The organism is Limibacterium fermenti (assembly GCF_041902845.1).
In the GTDB taxonomy this organism is placed as follows: Bacteria; Bacteroidota; Bacteroidia; order Bacteroidales; family Dysgonomonadaceae; genus Limibacterium; species Limibacterium fermenti.
The window spans coordinates 550,645-574,597 of record NZ_CP159486.1; the positions used below are offsets into that span (position 1 = coordinate 550,645).

Consider the following 23,953-nt stretch of genomic DNA (forward strand, 5'->3'; position numbering starts at 1 on the left):
CTCTATCCTCTATTATCTTAATTGCAAAAAATGATGCGTTTCATTTTCGGTGATTTCCCCTTTTTCGAAAGGAACCACATCGGCAAGCGACGGGCCGTCGAAAACAAAGGTGTGATATTCGCCGTTCTCTCCGCACACATCCATTCCCGGTATTGCGCGCAAGTCGTTTATGAAAGCCTCATCCACAATGCGCCCCAGAAAAGAAGGCGGCAACTTGTTTTTGCGCACCGAAATCACGATGGATTTATAACCTTCTTTCAGGAAGCCGTTCATCACCACTTCCGTATCCATTCCCCAGAGCGGAAATACGGGCGTGATATCCATATCGTGGCATACCCGTTCGATCCACGTCTTGTGTTCCCTGACGAAAATATCCCCGAATACGCCGGTATCGACCGCGTGCTCTTTTTTCAGATGGGCCATAACGGCTTTCAAATCTTTTTCATATTCGGCTCTTGTGGTCGGTTGTTGGATAAGAGGGATTCTTACTTTTTCGGATTGCCGGCGGATCAGTTCGTTCCTGATACCATGCGAACGGGAGCGGTCGCTGTTTGCATCCGACATATTCAACAAGCAAAACACTTCGTTGCCGCCATCCGCTAAAAAACGATGCATCGCATAGATGCAATCCTTACCGCTGCTCCAGGAAATAAAAGCTTTCATCTATTCAATTAATATAATGTATAAACACCTTGCAAAGATACTAAAAGAATAGCAAAGCTTCCGGTTATCAATTATCAGTTTTCAACAGGTTACGATAGTTATAGCCTCTTGCAGCGCTTGTATGTTCTCATTATCCGTACAGCGAATCCTGTCGCGAAGCAATATCACGCGACACGCCGGTTCTTCCGACTGCAATTTTGTCAGTCTCCCCTTTCAAATAGAATTTTTTTGGTGGAAAACGGCGGATTTGTTTTTTTGGCATAGAATTCGCTATTTGAATTGTGTCGAACGAAGAAACAATTTTAAACAGTTTCTACATAACAAACAACAATTAATTAATCATTAATTTTAGAGATATGAATATTAGACCATTAGCAGACAGAGTGTTGGTAAAACCGGCCGCTGCGGAAGAAAAAACAGTAAGCGGAATTATTATTCCCGATACAGCGAAAGAAAAACCATTGAAAGGCGAAGTTATTTCGGCCGGAAAAGGTACTAAAGACGAAGAAATAGTCGTGAAACCCGGAGACCACGTTCTTTACGGGAAATATGCCGGAACGGAAATCGAACTTGATGGTGAAAAATACCTCATCATGCGCCAGTCTGACATTTTAGCTATTATCGGATAACAAACAGAAAAAAAGAAAAAGTATAACTATGGCAAAAGAAATTAAATTTGAAATGGATGCCCGCGATTTACTCAAAGAAGGAGTGGACGCGTTGGCGGATGCAGTAAAAGTAACTTTGGGCCCTAAAGGCCGCAATGTGATCATCGACAAAAAATATGGCGCTCCCCAAATTACGAAAGACGGGGTGACCGTGGCAAAAGAAATAGAATTGGAGGATCCCTTCCAAAACATGGGCGCCCAACTGGTAAAGGAAGTGGCTACCAAAACCAATGACGATGCAGGCGACGGAACAACCACCGCTACCTTGCTGGCTCAATCCATCATCAGGGTAGGATTGAAGAACGTAACCGCCGGCGCTAATCCGATGGATTTGAAGCGCGGAATAGACATTGCCGTGGCCAAAGTGGTGGAAAACCTCAGAAGCCAGGCTGTAGAAGTCGGCAACGATTTGAAGAAAATCGAAAATGTGGCCAAGATCTCGGCGAATGGCGATGAAACCATCGGTAAACTCATTGCCGAAGCCATGCAAAAAGTCAGCAAAGAAGGCGTGATTACCGTCGAAGAAGCCAAAGGTACCGATACGTATGTAGATGTCGTAGAAGGGATGCAGTTCGATCGCGGATATATCTCTCCTTATTTCGTGACCGATACCGAAAGCATGCAGGTGGAATTCGAAAATCCGCAGATTCTTATCCACGATAAAAAAATATCGGCTATCAAAGATCTTCTTCCCATCCTCGAGAAGAGCGTTCAAACCGGCAAACCGCTGTTGATTATCGCAGAAGATATCGATTCGGAAGCGCTTACGACCCTGGTTGTAAACCGTCTGCGCGGATCGTTGAAGATTGCGGCTGTGAAAGCTCCCGGATTCGGCGACCGCCGTAAAGAAATGCTGGAAGATATCGCCATCTTGACGGGCGGTACGGTGATTTCGGAAGAAAAAGGCCTGACGCTCGAACATGCAACGCTCGATATGTTGGGTAGCGCCGAAAAAGTGACTATCGACAAAGATACCACGACGATCGTAAACGGGGTGGGCGATAAAGAAACCATCCACAATCGTGTCGCACAAATCCGCGCTCAAATAGAAAAAACAACGTCCGATTACGACCGCGAGAAATTGCAGGAACGGTTGGCGAAACTTTCGGGCGGGGTAGCCGTATTGTATGTAGGCGCTCCTTCGGAAGTGGAAATGAAAGAAAAGAAAGACCGTGTGGACGATGCGCTTTCCGCAACCCGTGCAGCGGTTGAAGAAGGAACCGTTCCGGGCGGCGGTGTGGCTTACATCCGCGCCATCGAAGCGTTGGAAGGGTTGAAAGGCGCGAACGAAGACGAAACCACCGGTATCGAAATCGTCAAACGTGCTATCGAAGAGCCCCTTCGCCAGATTGTCGCCAACAGTGGCAAAGAAGGCGCCGTGATTGTGCAGAAAGTTCGCGAAGGAAAAGCGGACTACGGATACAATGCCCGTAACGACCAGTTCGAGAACCTGTATGAAACGGGTGTGATCGATCCTGCCAAAGTGACACGCGTTGCATTGGAAAATGCGGCTTCCATCGCCGGCATGTTCCTGACTACCGAATGTGTCATCACCGACAAGAAGGAAGACAATCCTGCTCCGCAAATGCCTATGGGCGGCGGCGGAATGGGCGGCATGATGTAATTCATTGCCATTATCGTACATATTTAAAGATTGATGTGCAGCCTGTTCTATATGGGTTGCACATCTTTTTTATTATATAGAAGAGAGGCTTTGTAGAATTTTTCTACTATTGATTTTTATAATTTTATGTAGCTTGGATATTATTTTGTTAACCTATTGTCTTTCTCTGTGTAAGTGAATGAAACTTAATACCTATGTAAAATGATTTTTTGAGCGTTTTTTTATTCTAAACATAATAGATTGTTTATCATGTTGGTTGATGATGATCAAACGGTTTCGCTTCACTTTGAAAATGTAACGGAAATGTAATAAGTTTTGATTTTTTTTATTGTACTTTTGTGTAGATTTTCAGTTATGGTATGATCATTTTAATCTACAAACTTTAATAAATTAGTTTATGATAAAAAAATTAAAATTTTTACTGGTAGCATTCTTTTTGATGATTGTTACAGTTATGCAAGCTCAGGTAACCACTTCCAGCATGAGCGGACGGGTCACCGGCGGGCAAGAAGCGGTTATCGGGGCAACGGTGATTGCCACGCACGAACCTTCGGGAACGACTTACGGAACGGTTACCAATATGGAGGGACGCTTCAACCTAAACGGAATGCGTGTAGGCGGACCTTATTCCGTGAAAATTTCATACATTGGGTATGGTACAAGCACAACAAGCAACATAACGTTGAGCCTGGGTGAAAACTATGTATTGAATGTCGTACTCTCAGAAGAAGCAACATCATTGGATGAAGTTGTCGTAACGGCAGCCCGCACAAAATTTACCACGGAGAGAACGGGAGCTGTGACGAATATCACCAACAGCCAGATCGTCAATTTACCTACGGTAAGCCGTAGTATTATAGATGTTACCCGCCTTTCACCTTATGGAGGGAATGGTATGAGCTTTGCCGGTACCGATGGCCGTACGGCAAACTTTACGGTGGATGGAGCCAATTTCAACAATAACTTTGGTCTGAGTGATGCGCTGCCTGGTGGAGGTAGCCCCATCTCCCTTGAAGCAATCGAAGAATTGCAGGTGGTGATCGCACCGTACGATGTTCGTCAAACAAACTTTATCGGCGGCGGTGTGAACGCGATTACAAAATCCGGTACGAATACCTTCAAAGGCAGCGGTTACATTTATCACTGGAATGAAAACATGCGCGGTAATGCCGTCAAAGGCAAACTGGTCGAAGAAGATGTGCGTGAAAAAGACCGTAACACGACCTACGGTTTCACGCTGGGCGGTCCCATTATCAAGAACAAATTGTTTTTCTTCGTGAATGCTGAAATGGCTAAAATACCCACCGTTGCCAATCGTTGGAGAGCATCAACAAATGGTGTGGCCATTCCGGACAGTTATATCTCCCGCACAACGGAAAGCGACCTTCAGAGGGTTTCCGACTTTGTGAGGAGTGAATATGGATATGAAACGGGATCTTATACAAGTTTCCCCGCAGATAAAAGCACCCGCAAAATGCTTGCCCGTTTGGATTGGAATATCACAAACCAACATCGGCTGGCTTTGCGATATAACTACACAAAAAATATTACATGGATTTCTCCTAATGCCACTTCCATGGATGGAGGCACCCGTGTGTCGGAGGCTCGCCTGTCACAAGCTTCCATGGCATTTGCCAACTCAATGTATTCGATGGATAACCTCGTTCATTCATTCTCTTTCGACTTGAACAGCCGGTTGTCCAACAACCTTTCCAACCAGTTCCTGGCAACATTTTCGAAACTTGACGATATCCGGGGGACGAATTCTGCAGAATTCCCTTTTATCGACATTTTGAAAGATGGGCAAGCTTATATGTCTTTGGGGTATGAGCTTTTTACATGGAATAACGGTGTGCACAACAATGTATGGAACATTAAAGATGAATTGACTTATTACCTGGGTAATCACAAAGTTGTAGGAGGAATTGCCTATGAATATAAGATGGCCGATAATGCTTATATGCGTAACGGCACCGGTTACTATCGCTACACAAGTCTTGACGACTTCTTAAACGGAGGAACCCCGGAAATTGTGAACTTGACGTATGGTTATGGCGGGGAAAGCAATCCTGCGGCTCGTGTGAGAACGAACAAAATCGGCGTTTACGCCCAAGACGACTGGAGTCTCGGCGAAAAATTCAAACTCTCCTACGGCCTTCGTATCGATGGGCTTTTCTTCAATAATAAAGATTTGATGACGAATCAGGCGATTTATAAAATCGATTATTCCGGTCGTCATATCGATACCGGTAAATGGCCTTCGGCAAATGTTATTTTCTCACCCCGTGTAGGTTTTGTATGGGATGCGTATGGAGACAACAGCCTGAAACTTCGCGGTGGAACCGGCCTCTTCTCCGGTAATTTACCACTTGTATTCTTCACCAATATGCCCACCAACGGTGGAATGGTGCAATACCAAGCTCAAATAAATGCCAGTACCAAGGTGTTTGATGGTTACAAAGGGACATTCACGGTGGGCGATAAAGGAAATAAATTTATTGACATGACACAGTTTGCCGGCGGCCTGGTAACGGATGCCAACGGTAAAGCTAGTATCGCCGCTCTTTATGACAAGCTGGCCTCGTTGGGGTATCCTACCACCATATCCCCTGAAGAAGGTACGGAGCCTTCCTCTATTTCGGCCGTAGATTCAAAATTCAAAATGCCGCAGGTCTGGAAAACATCGCTTGCCGTGGACTATGCGTTCCCGACACCGTTTCCGTCCTCGGTTACGGTAGAAGGGATCTTCAACAAAACCATCAACGGTGTCTCCATGTCTGACTGGAGTATTCCCAATGTAGGCGGTTTTGCCCGTTTCAACGGTGTGGACAACCGCCCGATTTATCCCGATGGTTATCGTACCGGCACAAAGGCGTTTGTGTTGGAAAATACAAGCCGCGGTTATGGCTGGTCGGCCAACATCACCCTCAATGCGCACCCGACCGAACGGCTCAGCCTGATGGCTGCCTATACACACACGGTGGCCAAGGATGTAACCGGTATGCCCGGATCGAATGCCGAATCTGCATTTACTTATGTTCCTACAGTAGAAGGCCCCAACCATATCAAGTTGCACAATTCACAGTACACAACACCCGATCGTTTGGTGGCTTCGGTTACTGCCCACGACAAGAGTGGCAATCATTACAGTATTATCTATGAAGGATGGCTCGGTGGAGCGAACTACTCCTACATGACGGTGAACGATATGAATAACGACGGGTACAACTACGATGCAATCTATGTCCCCACTGACGAAGAGGTGTCAAACAATCAGTTCCGGTTTGTTTCGGAAGACGACAAAACCCGTTTTATGGATTATGTACATGCCAACGATTATTTGAAAAACCGACAGGGCAAGTATGCCGAATCCTACAGCGTTTACTCTCCCTGGGTACACCGTATCGACTTTAGCTACAAACACGATTTTGTCCTCAATGCGGGCAATAACCAACACAAATTGCAACTTAGCTTTGATATCAAGAATGTGATGAACTTCTTCAATTCCAGCTGGGGGGTGGCTAAATATCTGAATCCTGAAATTGGTTCGGAGGCTCGTATCCTCAAGTATGAAAGTGTGGATGCCGACGGTGTGGCTACATTCTCTACACCCACTTCCATCAAAGGTGATACCCAAACATTCACGCCAAGCTACTCTTTGAGCCAGTGCTGGTATGCATCCATTGGCATCAAGTATATTTTCAACTAATTAAAATATAAAGGAAATGAAACTAAAATATTTATTCCCATTATTCATTGTAACGCTTGCCTTGATGGCAAGTTGCGACGAAGAAGACGCTGTGACGTTGCTTCAAGAAATTCAGGTGTCGTCGTCATACGTGGCTATTCCCGAGGGAGGGGGTGATGCGACCATCACTGTGACGTCCCAGGATAGTTGGACCGCAGAGAAAGTGCTTATATGGAAGAATGACACGACTGTTCAAGATTCGATTAAATGGTTAACGATCTCTTCCACCAGAGGAAGCGCCGGTGAAGCGGAACTCACTTTTTCTGCTCCCTCCACCCTCAATGGCCGTACGGCCGAGGTGTTGATTCACAGCAGTGGAAAGACACAACGAATCAATATTATCCAGGGTTTACCCAAGATCGAAGAGGCCACTGTGGCGGACGTGAATGCCGGACCCGATGGAAAAACGTTCCGTGTGACGGGTGTTTGCACTGCTATTGCCAATACTCAATATGGTAACTGGTATTTGACAGATGAAACCGGTACGCTCTACGTCTACGGCACGCTTGATGCGAAGGGAGGAAAGCAAAACTTCCTGAGTTGGGGGCTTGAAGTGGGTGATGAAGTAACGGTGCAGGGCCCGAAACTCACTTACGGTTCAACGATTGAATTGGTGGATGTGACGGTGATCAGCATCAACAAATCACTGATAAAAGTTGATTCTGTTGAAAACAAAGTGCTTCCTATTGAAGGGGGTGAGTTTACAGCATACCTTACCTGCAAAGGGCAGGGCGCCTCGGTAGATATCCCGGAAGATGCCAAGTCGTGGTTGTCAATTTCTTCTGTCGAATCGGCCGGTGAAGAAGTGGTTGTGAAATTCAAAGCGGCAGCTAATGCCGGTGGTGACCGTGGAACAACCATCATATTCCGTACCACGGACGGGAAAAAAGAGTATACAACAGAAACAACACTGAGTCAAACAGGTGCGATTGTGGACGCTTCGGTGGCTGAATTCCTCGCCGCTGCAGTGAGTGACACGCAATATCGTCTGACAGGTGTGATCACCAAGATTGATAATTCTACATATGGTAATTTATACCTTAGGGATTTCTCCGGTGAAACCTATGTATATGGTATTGACGGTTTCCGGGAAAAAAATCTGAAAGTGGGTGACATCATCACCATTGTCGGAAAACGCGCCGAATATAAAGGTACTCCGCAAGTCGGCGGTGCCGTTTTGGAAAGCGTTATTCCTGTGACTGTTTCTACTATTGCCGAGGTGTTGACCAAACCCGATTCCGACCATGATTATTATATGCTGACCGGTGAAATTACGTCGATTACCGGTAAGGACTACGGTAATCTTTATTTGAAAGACGGCGACAGCGAGATTTATGTGTATGGCTGTTATCCGGGTTATGGTGCAACTGGCGACGATAGGAAAGGCTTGATAGAAGCCAAAGGTATTAAAGTGGGAGATCACCTAACCGTTATTGCAAAAAAGAGCTCTTATAAAGGAACAGCTCAACTTGCAAATGGTATTTATTTCAGCCACGAAAGTGCGAAGTAAGTAATACGAAACCATATACCCTAAGTAATGTGACACGCAGCATATGTGTGTGACAGATAATAAAAACCGTGTAACAATAAATTTGTTACGCGGTTTTTATTGATAGTGTTGTCGTGCATGATTAATAAAATTTGAAAGAGAGTGTGTCAAGTGTATTATAAAATAATAGGAGGCTGGTTTTATATCCTCTATAGAAAATTTCGGGGCGTGTGTGGAAATCTTTGGCCAGTTTTGCAGGAATGCTTTATGAGCATGCCGGAATGAATAAAAAGCAAGCAAAAATGTCCGGGAAGCACCTAAAAATGTCTCGGAAGCGTGTGAAAATGGCAGGAAAACATCGGAAAATGGCCGGGAAATGCCGGAAAATGGGAGGAAAACGCTAAAAAATGGCTGGGAAGCGTGGAGAAATGTTTCGGACGGACCAAAGAGCGAAAAAAACACGCGGAAATTCCATTCCTTATATGATTTTTTCAAAACTACAAAATAAATTGAAGTAAAATTGCTTTTGTCAAAATTTGTCTCTAATTTTGCCTTCATATTAACCAATTAAATGGATAGAGTATGACAGAAGAATCTGCATCTACTGCCCATGACGACAGTAAAGACAAAAAGACACGTGGAATGTCTATGGAACAACGCATCGAAAAAATGCACACTGCATTTACCAATGGCAAACTACCGACGATTTTACCACATCTGGAACCGGTAGGGTACACCGCTGAGAAACTCGACGGGAATCTGGCAAAAGTGGAAACACTCCTGCAACTCAATCAGCAACAACAAAAGGAACAGAGCGAACAGTATGCCGGAACGGATAGCTTTAACAAGAAACGCGGAGAAATTCACGATCAATATATGAAGCATCGCGGCTTGTTGAAGATTTATTTTGAAGATAATCTGCAGGTATTTGTCCAATTAGGACTGAACGCGCGGGTGAAGAAAGCGTATGGAGACTGGTTGAACATCGTGCTGAGTTTTTATACACAGCTAAAAAATACGCCAGCGTTGCTCGAAGAAATTCCCAATGCCGGTGTCCCGGCTACGGAAGTGGATGCTGCGTTGGCCGCTGTGGCCGCATTGCGAGCCTTGAAAGAAGGGCAGAAAAAAGAGGTCTCCGAGGCACAGGCAGCTACCGAAGCCCGGGATAAGTTGTTTGACGAACTCGACCCCGAATACCGTAAATTCATTAAATATGCTAAAATACTACTCAAGGATGACCAGTCGCTCGAAGCATTGGGCATTGTGGTAAAGCGATAAAAATGCGCTAGGGGTATTACACTGTGGAAAGCGGAGATCATTCTTTGAAAAAAGAGGACGCTTCGCTTTTCTTTTTCATAAAGAATTTCAGATACTTCCTTGAGATATTCACGAACATCAGGGGCAAAAAGGATTTTCATTTTTGACCGCTGTAGATTCTTTTTATATCTTCCCTAACGCCCTGCATTAATTCTTCTCGTGTTAAACTGTTTTTTATATCTTCATCCGTAATAAGCCGCTCTTTTACAACCAAATGTATCAGCTTTTTACCTCTCTTTACGACCACCGGTTCGGTTTCTGCCAAATCAAAATATTTCTTTTGTCGGGCTCTTAACTCCGAAGGACTAATGACTATCATAATGATTCTATTTTATTATTGAATTGTACAAGATAATGTACGAAGATACTCATTTTTTGGAAATAAAGACGAATGATTATTTTGACGCCTCCCGTCCGTCTGACGCAGGGTAGATTTTCCTGTGAACAATCCGCTCGTAAAAATGTTAAACAATCAGTTTATTTACTCACATTTATTTACTAAAAACTACATTTGAAAATGGGAAAATTTGTAATCAGCAAAAGAAAGAACGGAGAGTTTCAATTCAATTTGAAAGCCGGAAACGGTCAAGTTATTCTATCCAGTGAAGGATACACGACCAAAGTCAATTGTATGAAAGGCGTCGAGTCGGTACGGAAAAACTCGCACGACGAAAGTTTGTATGAGAAAAAGACTTCCAGCAACGGAAAGTTTTTCTTCAACCTGAAAGCGAAAAACGGACAGATTGTTGGAAACAGCGAAATGTATGAGTCGGAATCTTCGCGCAATAACGGCATTCAGTCGGTGAAGAGCAATGCACCCGATGCATCTCTCGATGATCAAACGCTTGAATAGCTTTTTGGCAAAATGCGGAATAAAAAAAGATCGGATTATTATTGTTAAATATAATCCGATCTCCGGTTTTCATGCAATTTATTCAGGTAATACTGTTGTCCCACTAGGATTCGAACCTGGACTGGCTGAACCAAAATCAGATGTGCTGCCATTACACCATGGGACAATCCTTCTATGCTTCGTGAAAAGCAGTGCAAAAATAGAATAATAATTGTAATTGGCCAAATGTTGGCCGTACTTTTTTTGTTTTTCTTTTGCCGGGGGGCGCTTGGCGCGACACCCCCGGAAAATACGTTTCGCAATCCCGTTAATCGGCAATCAGCAAGAAATAGTTCTTTTTGCCGCGTTGCACAACGATATATTTGCCGGCGATCAGATGCGATTCGCCGATCGGTTCATCAAACGCGTTCACCTTTTCTTTATTGATGGTCACCCCTGCGCTCTGGATGGTTTTGCGCGCTTCGCCTTTCGAAGGGAATACCTCGGCCTCTTCCGTCAGCAAATCCACCGCTTTTATGCCGGCATGCAGTTTCTGCTTGTCGATGCGGAATTGCGGTACGCCTTCGAATACTTGCAGGAATGTCTCTTCGTCGATGGCGTGTAATTGCTGCGAGGTGGCTTTTCCGAACAAAATTTCCGATGCGCTTACCGCCGCCTCGTAGTCGTCGCGCGAGTGTACCATCACGGTTATTTCCTCCGCGAGCCTTTTCTGTAGCGGGCGTAAGTGCGGGGCAGCCTGTTGTTCGGCCACGAGGGCCTCGATTTCATCCTTGCTGAGCGCGGTGAAGATTTTGATATATTTTTCGGCATCGCTGTCGCTCACATTCAACCAAAACTGATAAAATTTATAAGGCGATGTATAACGGCGGTCGAGCCAGACGTTTCCGCTCTCGGTTTTGCCGAATTTGCCCCCGTCGGCTTTGGTAATCAACGGGCAAACCAGTCCGAAAGCCTCTCCGCCTTCGATGCGCCGGATCAATTCCGCTCCGGTCGTAATATTTCCCCATTGGTCGGAACCGCCCATTTGCAGGCGGCAGTTCTTTTCCCGGTATAAATGTACGAAATCGTATCCCTGGATTAATTGATAGGAGAATTCCGTAAACGACATTCCTTCGCTCGATTCGGCGCTCAGGCGTTTTTTGACGGAATCTTTCGCCATCATATAATTCACGGTGATATGCTTCCCGATATCACGGATGAAATTCAGGAAAGAATAATCTTTCATCCAATCGTAGTTGTTAACTAAGACAGCCTTGTTGGGAATATTACTCTCGAAATCGAGGAATTTCGCCAATTGCGCTTTAATCGCTTCCTGATTGTGTCGCAGCGTTTCCTCATCGAGCAGTTTCCGCTCGGCCGATTTCATCGACGGGTCGCCGATCATGCCGGTAGCTCCGCCCACCAATGCCATAGGCGTATGTCCGGCTCTTTGGAAATGTTTGAGTATCATCACACCCACTAAGTGTCCGATATGCAACGAGTCCGCTGTGGGATCGATTCCTACGTATCCGGAAGTGCGCTCTTTTAATAACAGTTCTTCTGTTCCGGGCATAATATCTTGTATCATGCCTCTCCAACGGAGTTCTTCTACAAAATTCATAACGTCTTGTTTCTAAATTCTTTTAATAAAATGGATACAAAGATACGACTTTCTTTTCGAAACAAAACCATCGTAAACATTCAATTCGGCAGAATTTCCCCCGCCTGACGTCTAACGGCTTCCCCCCCCTTGACGGGTAAAGCGGGGAGATCGCCGGTTTCTTATCCGTCAAACCGCCTGCCCGGAGCGGTTTGACGGTAAACAGGGCATAATTCGAATGAAAAAGTCTGTTTTTACTCAAAAAAAGCATACCTTTGTTACGTTAAAAAAACGGGAAGCGTTTTTGGTATTGTCCTTACTTGAAACCTCGACAGTTTCTCAACATCAAGGATGATAGCTATAAATGCTCCGCGCCTTCGTTGGCGTGGGGCTGTTGTCTATCATTTGGTGTGGGAAGTCGAGGTCCTCAAGTTTGTGATATGGCTAACAGTTCTCACGCCTCTTTTTTGTATATTACCGGACTTGGGGAACGGCCCGGAAATAAACATTTGTAACGATGAATCACGATGAAAATGCATTCCGTCCGCGGCGGCAGCCGGAAGAGGCGAAAGACGACAGAATCTACTCCACCACATGTCCTCATTGCGGAGCGGAAGTATATTATAAGCTTGAGGTGAAAGATGAAAAGAGACTTTATTGTTTGTCGTGCGGAAAGCAATTGCCTAATCCGCACTACGACCCGTCCGACCCGCGGCGCCGGCGGCGGCTCTTAAGCCAGGGCCTGGCGATAGCGCTCGTTATTGCGGTGTTTGCCGCCGCTGCCTGGTTCTTGTTGCGGTATACCTTTCCCGCGTGAGCGATGGACGATGGTGTGTTGTCCGTGCGCTACTTCCTGTATCAAACAAAATTCACTTGACTCAATTCATTGGCAAAACGATGAATTGCGGTCTCTATTTTCTTAATCGTTTCAGGGCGGGGCTTTTTCACGCCGTTCAAATAATGGCTTAGCTGGCGTTGGTTGATGCCGGTAATTTTTTCCAATCCCGACAACGAAAGCATATCCGAATAATGGGCTAAAAACGAAGCAGCATCATATTTAAACGTAAACTCCCAATCATCAGGGAACTCCTTTCCTTCTGCGGTGTAAAGCGCTTTCATTTCAGCCGCCGACTCATAGAAGTCTTCTATACACTCTTGTACAGAGTTTCCTTCGCCCAATAATCCGAACGGTAATCCATATTCTTTTTCAGAATCGATAACCGCTTCAAAACGTTTATCGGGTCCCGTTTCAATAATTACATCTATTTTCATATTTATTCCTCCGTTTTTTACTCAGCGGTCAAAGTTTAATTCCTGAGTCTTTACTGATTGATTTCATTGTTCCATATTTAACTTCTTCAGCCTTATGATAGCTGAGTGCAAACTTTTTTCCGGTAATAGGACTGTACCATATCGGATGTTTGCCTCCATCATAAACCCAATAGCAACCGCCGGTTTTTAATTTTTTTTTCAATCTCTGAATATTTCATTATCTCAAATATTCGTTTGATTAGCACTCTGCAAAGGTAGTATATTGAATACTTATCGGCAAAAAAAGGTGCATTCTCCGAAGAAAATGCACCCCTTGAAAAAAAATTCAATTGTAAAAAAGAAGAATCGCTTATCGAGTCAAAGCGATAAATTCCTGATTGTTTCGGTACTTGGCAAACTCCAGGTCGTTTAATGCTTTAGAGGCGATCGTTCTGTCGAGCGCGATAGCCGTCCGTAAATTATCGACGACGACATTGAAGTTGTTGGTGCGCGAACCGATAATGGCTTGCAAGTATGCCGTGGTGGCATCGGGCGTTTGATTGTTGTCGAGCGTCGACTTCGCTTGACTGTAGTTGCGTGTGAGCAGTTGCGCCAATGCTGCATTGTTCGACTTGGTATCTCCGAATGCTTCTACCGCCTGGTTGTAATTGCCTTCCATTAAATACAACAGTCCCATTGCCTCTTCGAGGCTGTTTGCACCCGAAGCGCTTCCCAGCAATTCTTTTGCCGTGTCTACATTGCCCGAGTTCAATGCCAGCAACGCCTGGTTTGCATTTACTTCCGGCGCCGAAGGAGCTACTTGTGCGGCTCGGTCGAACGATTGCTTGGCTTTGTTCCATTCGCCGCGTTTGAAGAACAGCGTGCCCATATTGTTCCATCCCCGGTAATCTTGCGGGAAGTGAACGGTCACGTATTGATAGATCTTTTCTTTTTCAGCCACGTTGTCGGTCAGGCTCGAAGCGTATAATAACTCTTCGACCGATAGTTTTTTCGGATCGTTTTTCCAGAAATCCCTGATTTCGTCATCCGATTTACCGATGATTTCGATGTTGGCCGTAATGCGTGAGCGGCGCAGTTGCGGCAGGATGGTTTGCGCCAAGTCTTCGTAGATGAACGAAATATTTTTGATTTCCTTTTCACGTGTTTCGGTGTCAGGATACATTTCCAGTACACGCAAAATCAATTCTTTGTCCTGTAAGTTCGACGCCTGTACCAATTGGCGGAATCCTTCCCAGTCCTGTGCCGTGTAACGGGCGTTGATATCGGTGTTGATGGATTGTTTACGCAGTTCGTTTTCGAGATATTTCGAGGTGTTCTTTTCGCGTTGGGCCGCGAGCTTGTCGTTTAACTGAGCGCCGCCGTCGGGCGATGCATAGGCTGAGATTTCCACATCGACATTTTGTTTCGGGTCGTTAAAGGCTTCGCGCACGCGTTTTTTCCAAGCCGACATATCTTGTTTGTTCAATTCGCTTTGGCGCAGCTCGGCCTGTTGGATAACGAATAAGATATTGGCTTCCTGCGCTTGTTTGATAATGCGTTGGAATCCGTCGTCGGCGACCGAAGGCGTGGTGGTTGCAACGCTGGCCAGGGCGGAAGTGGCGATGACGCCATCGGCGACTTTCACGTCGGGCAACGACGATTGTTTTTGTTTAATCCGTCCGTCGAACCGCAGGAATAGTTCCGACGATTGCATTTCCGGTTGATACGGAAATTTAAAGGTCATCGTAAAGTTTCCTCCCCGTTTGTGAGGAATGGTTATGCGGTTTCCCGACACATTCTCGCCCTGATAGCTGTAGGCTGTGCCGGTGGTTTCCCTGTTTCCGGCATATTTCAGTACGGGGGTGATGGTAACGGTGGCGTTTTTGTTGAACCATTTTTCGGGGAATGTCCCGTTGACGGTTACCGGAATTTCGTTTCCGACCGTTTCGAGCGGTGAGGGCGTGACGTTAAAATTGGATTGTGCCAAAGGCTTCAGCTTACTGCTGCACGAGGTGGCGAACAGTACTAACGAAGCCGCAAAAATTACGGAAAAAAAGTACGATTTTCTCTTCATGTTTATATATAATTACAGAATGTTATTATCTCCGATTTATTCCAATTGAATCAACTGCAAATTTACTTCTTTATACGATAATAACGATGCCTTTTATCACCTTTATTTATTTTTTAGAAATACGCCGGCGAAACAGGAGTCCCTCCGTGTAACTTTGTGTCTTCTTCGTGTCCTCTGTGTAACCGTTTCTTACCGCACTTTAAATCCGAAATCATGCAATAATCGTGCGGTCGGTTCATCGACATTCACCACTTCGTAAGCGGCGTATTCCCTTCGCAGCGGATAATGCGAGCGGAAATAGTAAAAGCGTTCGGGAGCGGCTTTCAGTTGTTGCGTTTCTTTTGCCGGATCGTAGGTTCGGCGCACGGCTACGGCCAGCCGTTCTTCCACCGGCACATCCATAAGATTGATCTCCGGATCGGGCGGGGTGGGTAACGCGGAGAGCTGTATGGGGCTGATGCCGCAATGAAAGAATTCATTCACGTTTTCGAGCGACATGCGGGTGGCTGCCCATTTGCCGTCGGCCGAATAGCCGGCGATATGGGGGGTGGCGATATCCGACAAGCGCAGCAGGTCGCGGTCGATATCCGGCTCGTTTTCCCAGCAATCGATCACCGTTCCGGCAATCTTGCCCGATTCAAGCGCGTGGACCAGCGCCCGGTTGTCGGCCACGGCTCCGCGGCATGAATTGATAATGAACGGCTTTTTGCCCGCATGATTCAGAAAGTTTTCGTCGACCAAATGATAGGTCGCATACGTGCCGGTTTTCGTTAAGGGGGTGTGTAAGGTGATGATATCCGCTTCTCGCCGGATGGTTTCGAGGCCGGTAAAGGCGCTGCTGCCTTCTTTCGCTTCGCGCGGCGGGTCATTGAGAAGAATGTGCATGCCCAGTTTCCGGCAGGCCGCTTCGACTTTCTTGCCTACGTTTCCCACACCTATGATGCCGATGGTTTTACGGCTCAGGTCGAAAGAGTGGGTGCGGGCGAGATGCAGCAACGAGGAAGTGACGTATTGCTCCACCGACGAAGCGTTGCATCCCGGGGCGGTACGCCAGGCGATGCCGTGCGAGTCGCAGTATTCCGTATCGATATGGTCGAAGCCGATCGTCGCGGAACAAATCAATTTCACCTTTGTCCCTTCCAGCAATTCCTTGCCGAAATGGGTGACCGTCCGTACGATGAGCGCGTCTTTGTCGCGGATGTTTTGTTTATCGAATAAGTTTCCCGGCAGATATTCCACCTGCCCGAACTGTTCGGCGAATCCGTTTAAATAAGGAATGTGAGCGTCTGCTAATAATTTCATTCTATCTAATCAATCGTTTTTTTAAGCAATCGTATTCCGCCCTATCGTTTCGCATCTACAATGGAGGCGGCGACGGCATTCGCGACCAACGACCGTAAGCGGACCGCTTCGCCTCCATCGTCGGGATGGGCGCGGTTGGTCAGGAGGATAACCGCTACATCGTTATCGGGATCGATCACCACCGAGGTGCCGGTATATCCGGTGTGTCCGTACGTGTTCGGCCCTAACAAGTCGCCGTTATTCGATGCGTAAGCCGTAAAGATGTCCCAGCCCGGTGTCCGGCCGAGCGAAGCTACATGACGTGGAACGGTGCGCATTGTTTTTACGCCCAACGGGCTGAGAATCCGCTTGCCGTTGTATTGCCCGCCGTTTTGTAAAGCGGCCGCCAGGATGGCTATGTCATCGGCATCCGAAAACAAGCCGGCATTGCCCGATATGCCCCCGTTCATCACCCGCGCCAGCGGATCGTGCACGATGCCCCGGAGCAATCCTCCTTGGGCGAGTTTTTCGGTGGGAGCTACGCGGCGGAAGGTTTCGCCTGCCGGGGTGAAGTCGGTATGTTTCATTCCCAATACCGTATAAATATTTTGTTTGGCAAAGTCGCGCAGATTCTTTTTACTGACCTTCTCAATGATTCGTTGAAGGGTGATATAATTCAGGCAACTGTATTGGAAGTCGGTTTGCGGCTCGAAGTCGCGCGGGCAGGTCGATATATAATCGATAAGGCCGTCGGGATTGGGGGAGCCGTATTTCTGTTGAAGCTCTGTGACCGGCGCGTAAGGCGGCAGTCCCGATGTGTGCGTGAGTAAGTCGATCACCCGGATATCTTTCTTTTTCCCGTCTTCCCCCACCCATGGTTGAAAGTCGGGGATGAAGTCATTCACTTTGTCGAGAAAGCGGATTTCACCTCGTTCGACGAGTACCATGGCGGATAGCGCCGTCGCCAGAGGCTTGGTCAATGAAGCCAGGTCGAAAACGGTTGACGTTTCCATTTTTAGGATAGACGGATAGACTTGTTTGTTTCCGTAAGCCTTCAGATAGGCCATTTTTCCGTTTCGGACGACAGCCAGTACGGCGCCGGGTATTTGTTTTTCGGCAATCGCTTTTTCGATTACCCGGTCGGCATATACGAGTCGTCGCGAGTCCATACCCACTTCTTCAGGCGATACTTTAAGCAATGGCTGAGCACTTGCCGATAGAACGGTTCCTAAAAGAACACATCCTATTAAAAAATAAATTCTTTTCATGTTATTCTAATGATGTGCTGATTTCAAATTACAAATGACAAATTACAAATGACAAATTACAAATGACGAATTACAAATGACAAATTATGAATTACTTTGTCGGCTGATTAGCTGACGGCTCATTCCCTCATTTGCTCATTCCCTCATCTGCTAATTCGCTAATTCGCTAATTTACTCATCTCCTCATCTGCTAATTCGCTAATTTGCTAATTAGCTAATTATTATTATTTCCCCGCAGCTTTTTTATCTAAAAACCACGTAAGCGTGCCGTGCGAAGGATTAACCCTCGCAGCCGGATAGCGGCTGGTATTGCGATGCCGGGGCGCCATTATTTCCCTTACTTTATCGGCCTTTGCTTCGCCGGTAACCAGGAAAGCCACATGCCGGGCATTGTTGATCACTCTTCCGGACAAGCTGATTCTTTTTTGTCCGCTGTCGGGATGCGTGCCGACCACACACACATGGCCGTTATCCCACAAATCGATTTCATGCGGGAATATCGATGCCGTATGACCGTCATCGCCCATGCCGAGCATCACGATATCGAAAGCCGGCATGCCCTCGATACTATCCGTCGCGCGCGAGATGATTTCCCCGTAGCGATTTGCTTCCGATGTGGGATCGTCTTCCCCGTGAATATGGAAGATTTGTTTTTCGGACACGGGTATGAAATCGAACAGATTCTCCCGGGCCATTCTGTAATTGCTTTGCTCGTCGGTAGGTCCCACACAACGTTCGTCTCCCCAAAAGAAGCGGATTTTTCCCCATTCGATATCGTCGCGATGCTCTTCCGCCCAATACCGGAACAACGATTTAGGCGTAGAACCGCCCGATAACGCCAATGTAACCACCTCTTTTTGTGCGAGGATTTCCTTCAGCCATTCGGTAAAAGCGTTATTCAACGCTTCGATGTCTTCAAATATTTTTATTTCTGTTTCCATTTTCTAATCTCCAATCTCCAATCTCTAATCTCCAATCTCTAATCTCCATTTTACAATTCGCAATACACCCCGTCTTCCGCTAAGTTTTTGCACGGGTAGCGCCATATATTTTCTTTACCGTCGATCAGGTCGTCGGCACAATCGGGTCCCCACGATCCGGCGGGATAGCCATGCAGCGGAGCATCCTTGTCCTCCTCCCAATAATCGAGGATCGGCTGTACGAACTTCCATGTTTCCTCTACGGCCACGCCTTGCATATAAAGAGTATTGTCGCCGGCCATACAGTCGGTAAGCAATCGTTCGTATGCCCCGGGAATATAATGATCGTTTAATTCCGAATAATGGAAATCCATATTCACCGATTTCATTTCATACCCGCTTCCGGGGACTTTCATGCCGGTTTTCAGCAAAATGCCTTCATCGGGATGAATACGTAAAATGAGTAAGTTCTCGCCCTTGTCGCCTTCCGTCTGTTTGAAGAGGCGGGTAGGGGAAGGTTTGAAATGGATGACGATCTCCGACACCCGTGTCGGCAGCCGCTTGCCCGTACGGAGGTAGAACGGTACGCCTTCCCAACGCCAATTGTCGATAAAGAACTTCATGGCGACGTAGGTCTCTGTCCGTGAAGTTTTCTTTACATCCTTTTCCTCCCGATAGCCTTTGAGTTGCTTTCCGCGGACGGTCGCTTCGGTGTATTGTCCCCGGATAACGTTGTTCTTCAGGTCGAGCTTGGTAAACGGACGCAATGCCCGGAAGACTTTCATCTTCTCATAGCGGATATCGTCGGCCGAAATTTTCGAAGGGGGCTCCATGGCCACCAGCGATACGACCTGCAGAAGATGGTTTTGTATCATGTCGCGCAGGGCGCCCGCGTGATCGTAATAACCGCCGCGGTCTTCCACGCCGATACTTTCGGCGGCGGTGATTTCGACGTGCTGGATATACCTTCGGTTCCAGAGAGGTTCGTAAATACCATTGCCGAAGCGGGTCACCATCAGGTTCTGCACGGTTTCTTTTCCCAGGTAATGATCGATGCGGTAAATCTGATCTTCTTCGAAAAAATCCAGCAGTTGTTGGTTGAGCTTCTGTGCCGATTCCAAGTCATGGCCGAACGGTTTTTCAATCACGATCCGCCGGAAGCCCGAATGCTGCAAGGTAAGCCCTTGACCGTAGAGGTATTTCGGAATCAAAGAGTAGAGCGATGGCGGCGTAGATAAATAAAATATATAATTATGATCGAGTTGGAATGTCGATTCCAGTTCGGCCAGTTTCGCTTTCACGTGGGCATATTCTTCCCCTTTTTGCGTGTCGATGCTGATATAAAACACTTTCGAGAGAAAATCATCAATCTTTACGGGTTTTGCATCTTTGTAATGAGCAAACTCCTGAATGCCTTTTTTCATCTTCTGGCGGAACGCACTATCGGAAAAGGAAGACCGGCTTACACCCAAAACCGCAAATCCTTTCGGCAACGACTCGTTCATATATAAATCGAAAACGGCCGGAATGAGTTTGCGATAGGTTAGGTCGCCCGATGCTCCGAAAATCACCAGCGCTTGATTGACTACTTTTTTCATTCTATGATTGGTTGTTTTATTACCGTCTTAAACAACGAACTTATCGAAAAGTTGTTGTCGCATTCACAAAACAGTTTCTTATTTACGCTTTGCGAACAGCCACTCCATAAAGTCAGGCCGGTTGAAAGCTGATGTCCAACTGTCGTGATTGAATCCGGGGAATTCAATATATTCGACGTCAATTCCGTTATTCTTGAGTGTTAAGTAGGCCTCTCGCGAGAAGGCGACCGGCACGACCTGGTCGGCATCGCCGTGGAATATGCGTATACGAGCCTGCGTTTTTATCTTGCCCAGGCGTTCGATATTCACGCCGCCGCAAATGGGAACAGCCGCCGCGAACAAATCCGGATAACGGCAAAGAAGGTCGAATGTGCCCATGCCCCCCATCGATAATCCTACGACATAAATCCGGTCCGTATCGATCGGATAATGGCTGATGGTGCGGTCTATCAATTCTTTTACCGATTGCAGCGGGATGGATATTGGCGGATCGACTTCGAAGGGTATTCCCCGGAAGTTATCCGGACGAGTCTTCGGCGCCCAGTATCTTTCGGCTGGGCATTGCGGAAAGAGTACAAAGGCCGGATATTTCTCTCTGTTTACCGGATTGGTAAACATATTGCCGCCGTGGGTTAATTGGGCTTCATTATCGTTTCCCCGCTCACCGGCGCCGTGGAGAAATACAACCAGCGGATATTTCTTACCCGGGACAACTTGTTGCGGATTTAATTGCCGGAACAATAACGAATCGCCTTGCGACGACAAATATACCTCTTTTATAAAGTCTTCTTGTTGGGCAACGAGCTGCATCCAGCAAAAGACAGCGAGAGAAGCAAAAATAATCTTTTTCATCATGTCTTTATTGTCGTTCTTCATTCCATATTATTGGAATTTATTATCGGTAGCGAAAGTAAGTATTTATTTTGAGATATTCAACGTTCTACGGTTTTTTCCATCAACCGAGGATGTCGTTTCAAGTAAAACCGTTGGTAAAAGTATTAAAAATCCGAGCGATAGTTTGCTGTTTCGAGAAAATATAGTAACTTTGCCGTTCGAAAATTAAAATGACATAAAACATTAATAATTAACTAGTATGAACAATTATGAAACCGTTTTCATTTTGACTCCCGTTTTGTCTGATGCACAGATGAAGGAAGCGGTTGACAAATTCAAATCCCTCCTTACGGACAACGGAGCTGAAATTGTAAACGAAGAAAATTGGGGCTTACGCAAGCTGGCTTACCCCATCGACAAAAAAAGTACCGGCTTTTACGCTTTCTTAGAGTTTAATGCGGACCCTTTCGTAGTCGCAAAGCTCGAAGTGAATTTTCGTCGTGATGAACGCGTTATCCGCTTCTTAACCGTAAAACAAGACAAGTTTGCACTTGAATATGCGGAAAAGAGACGAAATAACCGCGGTGGTAAAAGACATGAGGCTCAGGCTAACAGGCAAACAACCGACAGGTCGTCGTCTAAAGCAAATGTAGAAAAACAGGAAGTAGAATCAAAAGAAACTAACGACTAAGAAAATGGCAAAACAATCAGAAATCAGATATTTGACTCCGCTATCGGTGGACGTAAAAAAGAAAAAATATTGCCGTTTTAAGAAAAACGGTATTAAGTATATCGACTATAAAGATCCCGAGTTCTTAAAAAAATTCTTGAACGAGCAGGGCAAAATATTGCCTCGTAGAATTACCGGAACTTCGTTAAAGTTTCAACGCCGCGTTGCTCAAGCTGTGAAGAGAGCTCGTCATATTGCTTTGCTGCCTTACGTTGCCGATTTAATGAAATAAATAAGGAGAGATAATCATGGAAGTTATTTTAAAAGAAGATATACAAAGTCTGGGTTATAAAGACGACGTGGTAAATGTCAGAAAAGGATATGCCCGTAACTACCTTATTCCCCAGGGAAAAGCCGTTATCGCTACCGGTTCGGCTAAAAAAGTGCTCGCGGAAAATCTGAAACAACGCGCTCACAAACTCGAACAAATCAAAGCTGCTGCTCAGGAACTCGCTCATAAGTTAGAGGGGGTTTCGCTTACGATCGGAGCAAAGACCAGTTCTACGGGTACCATTTTCGGATCGGTTACCAATATTCAGTTGTCGGAAGCTCTTAAAGAAAAAGGGTTCGATGTGGATAGAAAATATATCGTCATCAAAGAACAAGTGAAAGAAGTCGGTACTTACAAAGCGATTGCTAAATTGCATAAAGAGATCTCGGTAGAAATTCCTTTTGAAATTGTTGCCGAGTAAGAATAATTTAAGTTGTCAATAATGCAGAAAAAGCTCCGGGATATCCGGGGCTTTTTCAGTAATTGGGGGGTGTCGTTCCAAGCGACGCCCTCAATATTATAAAATAATAGGCTTTGTTTATCCTTTGAACCGCTTTTTTCGCTATTTTTGAGGAACTATTCCATTAAGCGAAATGATCAGATGACAAGTTTGCTTGTAATCTGTCGTCGCGGGAAATAGTAGAATGAAATTTAATTTAATCTTTATACAAATGGATAAACGGCAGATAACATTGAAAAGTATTGCCAAAGCGTTGAATTTATCTCCATCAACGGTATCGCGGGCGATGAAAGACCATCCGGCAATTAGCGCCAAAACAAAGGCGCTCGTACGGGAGTATGCCGAAAAGTATAAATATAAACCCAATACGCTGGCCATACGCTTGCGCACCAACCGGAACAATACGATAGGGGTAATCGTTCCGGAGGTCGTTCACTTCTTTTTCTCGACGGTGCTTGCAGGCATTCAGGAAGAGACGGAAAAGGGGAATTACAACATTATATTTTGTCATTCCAATGAAGATTACGAGCGCGAGGTTAAGAGTGTGGAAACCCTGTTGGATGCACGGGTGTGCGGTATTCTGGCTTCCCAATCGAAAACGACTGCAAGCTTCGAGCATTTTCAGGAAATTGTAGACAGTAATATCGCCTTGGTCTTTTTCGATCGTATTTGTACCGGAATCAATACCGATAAAGTGGTGGTGGATGATTATGCCGGTGCTTTTAAGGCGGTGGATTATTTGGTGCAGACGGGCTGTCGGCAAATCGCTTTTTTGGGAATGAATCCGTCGCTTCCTATTTCCAACAACCGCCGCATGGGATACGAGGATGCGTTGCGTAAGAATAAGATTCCGGTCGATAAAGACTTCATGAAGGTTTGTGATGTGGCAGAAATGGTGCATAAGGTCGTTCCCGAAATCCTGAAAAGGGATAAGATTCCCGATGCATTCTTTTGTATCAATGATGAGGTTGCGGCTTATTGCGTGCAGATCGTGAAGGCTTCCGGATATCGTATTCCCGAAGATATATCGATTTGCGGTTTCACCAATTCGTATATTACCGAAGTCACGGACCCGACATTGACCACCGTCGATCAACATGGTTTTGAAATGGGCAAACAGGCGGCGCGGCTGCTCATTAATCGCATCGAAGGCACGGAAACGAAGCCGGGGATCGTTAGCAAAGTCATTAAAACCGAGTTGGTGGTGCGCGACTCCACCCGGTGAGCGTCTTCAGCCTTTATGCATTCGATTGCATAAAAAAACACCTTTTTTTGGCTATGAGGGTTGTCCGGGCGGGAACAATCATTATACATTTGTAAGGAAA

Annotated in this window: 23 protein-coding genes, 1 tRNA gene and 1 pseudogene; 11 read left to right on the forward strand and 14 right to left on the reverse strand. The window is 46.0% G+C overall.

What is annotated here, in order from left to right; all coding sequences use genetic code 11:
* Positions 1–12 precede the first annotated feature (12 nt).
* Together ABNK31_RS02460 and ABNK31_RS02465 are read right to left on the reverse strand one after the other, a co-directional pair.
* Positions 13–663 carry a diphthine--ammonia ligase gene (locus ABNK31_RS02460; RefSeq protein ID WP_418894155.1) on the reverse strand — a complete coding sequence of 217 codons (651 nt, stop codon included), beginning with the start codon at positions 661–663 and terminating at the stop codon, positions 13–15.
* Between the two features lie 130 nt (positions 664–793).
* On the reverse strand, positions 794–925 hold the full coding sequence (locus ABNK31_RS02465) for a hypothetical protein (protein WP_418894156.1): 132 nt from the start codon (positions 923–925) through the stop codon (positions 794–796).
* A 94-nt stretch (positions 926–1,019) separates the two neighbouring features.
* Between ABNK31_RS02465 and ABNK31_RS02470 the strand changes: the two genes are divergently transcribed.
* The 4 genes from ABNK31_RS02470 to ABNK31_RS02485 all read left to right on the forward strand — a co-directional run bounded on the left by ABNK31_RS02470 (position 1,020) and on the right by ABNK31_RS02485 (position 8,213).
* Entirely contained in the window at positions 1,020–1,292 is a 273-nt protein-coding gene (locus tag ABNK31_RS02470; protein ID WP_418894157.1) for a co-chaperone GroES, read from the forward strand.
* A 28-nt stretch (positions 1,293–1,320) separates the two neighbouring features.
* A complete protein-coding gene (gene groL / locus ABNK31_RS02475; RefSeq protein WP_418894158.1) occupies positions 1,321–2,955 on the forward strand; it encodes a chaperonin GroEL in 1,635 nt (544 codons plus the stop codon).
* A gap of 397 nt (positions 2,956–3,352) precedes the next feature.
* The gene (locus ABNK31_RS02480) at positions 3,353–6,664 is read left to right on the forward strand and encodes a TonB-dependent receptor domain-containing protein (RefSeq protein WP_418894159.1); all 3,312 of its coding nucleotides are present in this window, start codon (positions 3,353–3,355) and stop codon (positions 6,662–6,664) included.
* 16 nt (positions 6,665–6,680) lie between these two features.
* Positions 6,681–8,213 carry a BACON domain-containing protein gene (locus tag ABNK31_RS02485; protein ID WP_418894160.1) on the forward strand — a complete coding sequence of 511 codons (1,533 nt, stop codon included), beginning with the start codon at positions 6,681–6,683 and terminating at the stop codon, positions 8,211–8,213.
* Positions 8,214–8,309: 96 nt separating this feature from the next.
* Here ABNK31_RS02485 and ABNK31_RS02490 read toward each other — a convergent pair whose 3' ends face one another.
* Positions 8,310–8,750, reverse strand: a complete 441-nt coding sequence (locus ABNK31_RS02490; protein ID WP_418894161.1) for a hypothetical protein — start codon at positions 8,748–8,750, stop codon at positions 8,310–8,312.
* 24 nt (positions 8,751–8,774) lie between these two features.
* On the opposite strand from ABNK31_RS02490, the gene ABNK31_RS02495 reads away from it, so the two are divergent.
* Positions 8,775–9,470 carry a hypothetical protein gene (locus ABNK31_RS02495; RefSeq protein ID WP_418894162.1) on the forward strand — a complete coding sequence of 232 codons (696 nt, stop codon included), beginning with the start codon at positions 8,775–8,777 and terminating at the stop codon, positions 9,468–9,470.
* A 136-nt stretch (positions 9,471–9,606) separates the two neighbouring features.
* Here the strand turns inward: ABNK31_RS02495 and ABNK31_RS02500 are convergent, their stop codons facing one another.
* Positions 9,607–9,828 carry a hypothetical protein gene (locus tag ABNK31_RS02500; protein WP_418894163.1) on the reverse strand — a complete coding sequence of 74 codons (222 nt, stop codon included), beginning with the start codon at positions 9,826–9,828 and terminating at the stop codon, positions 9,607–9,609.
* Positions 9,829–10,026: 198 nt separating this feature from the next.
* Here ABNK31_RS02500 and ABNK31_RS02505 point away from each other — a divergent pair, with 198 nt between their 5' ends.
* A complete protein-coding gene (locus ABNK31_RS02505) occupies positions 10,027–10,362 on the forward strand; it encodes a YegP family protein (protein WP_418894164.1) in 336 nt (111 codons plus the stop codon).
* A 95-nt stretch (positions 10,363–10,457) separates the two neighbouring features.
* Here ABNK31_RS02505 and ABNK31_RS02510 read toward each other — a convergent pair.
* Both ABNK31_RS02510 and tyrS read right to left on the reverse strand, forming a co-directional pair.
* Positions 10,458–10,528 (reverse strand) — tRNA-Gln (locus tag ABNK31_RS02510).
* Between the two features lie 141 nt (positions 10,529–10,669).
* Entirely contained in the window at positions 10,670–11,962 is a 1,293-nt protein-coding gene (gene tyrS, locus ABNK31_RS02515) for a tyrosine--tRNA ligase (RefSeq protein ID WP_418894165.1), read from the reverse strand.
* 496 nt (positions 11,963–12,458) lie between these two features.
* Between tyrS and ABNK31_RS02520 the strand changes: the two genes are divergently transcribed.
* The gene (locus tag ABNK31_RS02520) at positions 12,459–12,758 is read left to right on the forward strand and encodes a hypothetical protein (protein WP_418894166.1); all 300 of its coding nucleotides are present in this window, start codon (positions 12,459–12,461) and stop codon (positions 12,756–12,758) included.
* A gap of 41 nt (positions 12,759–12,799) precedes the next feature.
* Here ABNK31_RS02520 and ABNK31_RS02525 read toward each other — a convergent pair whose 3' ends face one another.
* From ABNK31_RS02525 to ABNK31_RS02560, 8 genes and pseudogenes are all read right to left on the reverse strand, one after another.
* Positions 12,800–13,213 (reverse strand): helix-turn-helix domain-containing protein, encoded by a 414-nt coding sequence (locus ABNK31_RS02525; RefSeq protein WP_418894167.1) that lies wholly within the window; start codon positions 13,211–13,213, stop codon positions 12,800–12,802.
* 28 nt (positions 13,214–13,241) lie between these two features.
* Positions 13,242–13,415 (reverse strand): type II toxin-antitoxin system HicA family toxin, encoded by a 174-nt coding sequence (locus ABNK31_RS02530; protein ID WP_418894168.1) that lies wholly within the window; start codon positions 13,413–13,415, stop codon positions 13,242–13,244.
* A gap of 147 nt (positions 13,416–13,562) precedes the next feature.
* Complete coding sequence (locus ABNK31_RS02535; protein WP_418894169.1) at positions 13,563–15,266, reverse strand: tetratricopeptide repeat protein; 1,704 nt, start codon at positions 15,264–15,266, stop codon at positions 13,563–13,565.
* Positions 15,267–15,455: 189 nt separating this feature from the next.
* Entirely contained in the window at positions 15,456–16,568 is a 1,113-nt protein-coding gene (gene pdxB, locus ABNK31_RS02540) for a 4-phosphoerythronate dehydrogenase PdxB (protein ID WP_418894170.1), read from the reverse strand.
* 59 nt (positions 16,569–16,627) lie between these two features.
* A pseudogene (locus ABNK31_RS02545) lies at positions 16,628–17,815 on the reverse strand (serine hydrolase domain-containing protein); the annotation flags it as partial.
* A 224-nt stretch (positions 17,816–18,039) separates the two neighbouring features.
* Positions 18,040–18,756, reverse strand: a complete 717-nt coding sequence (gene pgl, locus ABNK31_RS02550; protein ID WP_418894171.1) for a 6-phosphogluconolactonase — start codon at positions 18,754–18,756, stop codon at positions 18,040–18,042.
* 50 nt (positions 18,757–18,806) lie between these two features.
* On the reverse strand, positions 18,807–20,333 hold the full coding sequence (zwf, locus tag ABNK31_RS02555; RefSeq protein WP_418894172.1) for a glucose-6-phosphate dehydrogenase: 1,527 nt from the start codon (positions 20,331–20,333) through the stop codon (positions 18,807–18,809).
* Positions 20,334–20,411: 78 nt separating this feature from the next.
* Entirely contained in the window at positions 20,412–21,188 is a 777-nt protein-coding gene (locus ABNK31_RS02560; protein WP_418895349.1) for a prolyl oligopeptidase family serine peptidase, read from the reverse strand.
* A gap of 238 nt (positions 21,189–21,426) precedes the next feature.
* On the opposite strand from ABNK31_RS02560, the gene rpsF reads away from it, so the two are divergent.
* From rpsF to ABNK31_RS02580, 4 genes are all read left to right on the forward strand, one after another.
* Positions 21,427–21,858, forward strand: coding sequence for a 30S ribosomal protein S6 (gene rpsF / locus ABNK31_RS02565; protein ID WP_418894173.1), 432 nt, complete (start codon positions 21,427–21,429; stop codon positions 21,856–21,858).
* 4 nt (positions 21,859–21,862) lie between these two features.
* Positions 21,863–22,129, forward strand: coding sequence for a 30S ribosomal protein S18 (gene rpsR, locus ABNK31_RS02570; RefSeq protein WP_418894174.1), 267 nt, complete (start codon positions 21,863–21,865; stop codon positions 22,127–22,129).
* Positions 22,130–22,145: 16 nt separating this feature from the next.
* On the forward strand, positions 22,146–22,589 hold the full coding sequence (gene rplI / locus ABNK31_RS02575; RefSeq protein WP_418894175.1) for a 50S ribosomal protein L9: 444 nt from the start codon (positions 22,146–22,148) through the stop codon (positions 22,587–22,589).
* A gap of 250 nt (positions 22,590–22,839) precedes the next feature.
* Positions 22,840–23,853 (forward strand): LacI family DNA-binding transcriptional regulator, encoded by a 1,014-nt coding sequence (locus tag ABNK31_RS02580; RefSeq protein WP_418895350.1) that lies wholly within the window; start codon positions 22,840–22,842, stop codon positions 23,851–23,853.
* The last annotated feature ends 100 nt before the right edge of the window (positions 23,854–23,953 follow it).

Coding starts and splice junctions, on each gene's coding strand:
- ABNK31_RS02470 (WP_418894157.1), top strand. CDS start 1,020: ATGAATATTAGACCATTAGCAGACAGAGTGTTGGTAAAACCGGCCGCT.
- ABNK31_RS02485 (WP_418894160.1), top strand. CDS start 6,681: ATGAAACTAAAATATTTATTCCCATTATTCATTGTAACGCTTGCCTTG.
- zwf (WP_418894172.1), bottom strand. CDS start 20,333: ATGAAAAAAGTAGTCAATCAAGCGCTGGTGATTTTCGGAGCATCGGGC.
- ABNK31_RS02580 (WP_418895350.1), top strand. CDS start 22,840: ATGGATAAACGGCAGATAACATTGAAAAGTATTGCCAAAGCGTTGAAT.
- rplI (WP_418894175.1), top strand. CDS start 22,146: ATGGAAGTTATTTTAAAAGAAGATATACAAAGTCTGGGTTATAAAGAC.
- tyrS (WP_418894165.1), bottom strand. CDS start 11,962: ATGAATTTTGTAGAAGAACTCCGTTGGAGAGGCATGATACAAGATATT.
- ABNK31_RS02490 (WP_418894161.1), bottom strand. CDS start 8,750: ATGAAGGCAAAATTAGAGACAAATTTTGACAAAAGCAATTTTACTTCA.
- ABNK31_RS02500 (WP_418894163.1), bottom strand. CDS start 9,828: ATGATAGTCATTAGTCCTTCGGAGTTAAGAGCCCGACAAAAGAAATAT.
- ABNK31_RS02480 (WP_418894159.1), top strand. CDS start 3,353: ATGATAAAAAAATTAAAATTTTTACTGGTAGCATTCTTTTTGATGATT.
- rpsF (WP_418894173.1), top strand. CDS start 21,427: ATGAACAATTATGAAACCGTTTTCATTTTGACTCCCGTTTTGTCTGAT.
- ABNK31_RS02560 (WP_418895349.1), bottom strand. CDS start 21,188: ATGATGAAAAAGATTATTTTTGCTTCTCTCGCTGTCTTTTGCTGGATG.
- ABNK31_RS02505 (WP_418894164.1), top strand. CDS start 10,027: ATGGGAAAATTTGTAATCAGCAAAAGAAAGAACGGAGAGTTTCAATTC.
- ABNK31_RS02495 (WP_418894162.1), top strand. CDS start 8,775: ATGACAGAAGAATCTGCATCTACTGCCCATGACGACAGTAAAGACAAA.
- ABNK31_RS02520 (WP_418894166.1), top strand. CDS start 12,459: ATGAATCACGATGAAAATGCATTCCGTCCGCGGCGGCAGCCGGAAGAG.
- rpsR (WP_418894174.1), top strand. CDS start 21,863: ATGGCAAAACAATCAGAAATCAGATATTTGACTCCGCTATCGGTGGAC.
- pdxB (WP_418894170.1), bottom strand. CDS start 16,568: ATGAAATTATTAGCAGACGCTCACATTCCTTATTTAAACGGATTCGCC.
- groL (WP_418894158.1), top strand. CDS start 1,321: ATGGCAAAAGAAATTAAATTTGAAATGGATGCCCGCGATTTACTCAAA.
- ABNK31_RS02535 (WP_418894169.1), bottom strand. CDS start 15,266: ATGAAGAGAAAATCGTACTTTTTTTCCGTAATTTTTGCGGCTTCGTTA.
- pgl (WP_418894171.1), bottom strand. CDS start 18,756: ATGGAAACAGAAATAAAAATATTTGAAGACATCGAAGCGTTGAATAAC.
- ABNK31_RS02460 (WP_418894155.1), bottom strand. CDS start 663: ATGAAAGCTTTTATTTCCTGGAGCAGCGGTAAGGATTGCATCTATGCG.
- ABNK31_RS02465 (WP_418894156.1), bottom strand. CDS start 925: ATGCCAAAAAAACAAATCCGCCGTTTTCCACCAAAAAAATTCTATTTG.
- ABNK31_RS02525 (WP_418894167.1), bottom strand. CDS start 13,213: ATGAAAATAGATGTAATTATTGAAACGGGACCCGATAAACGTTTTGAA.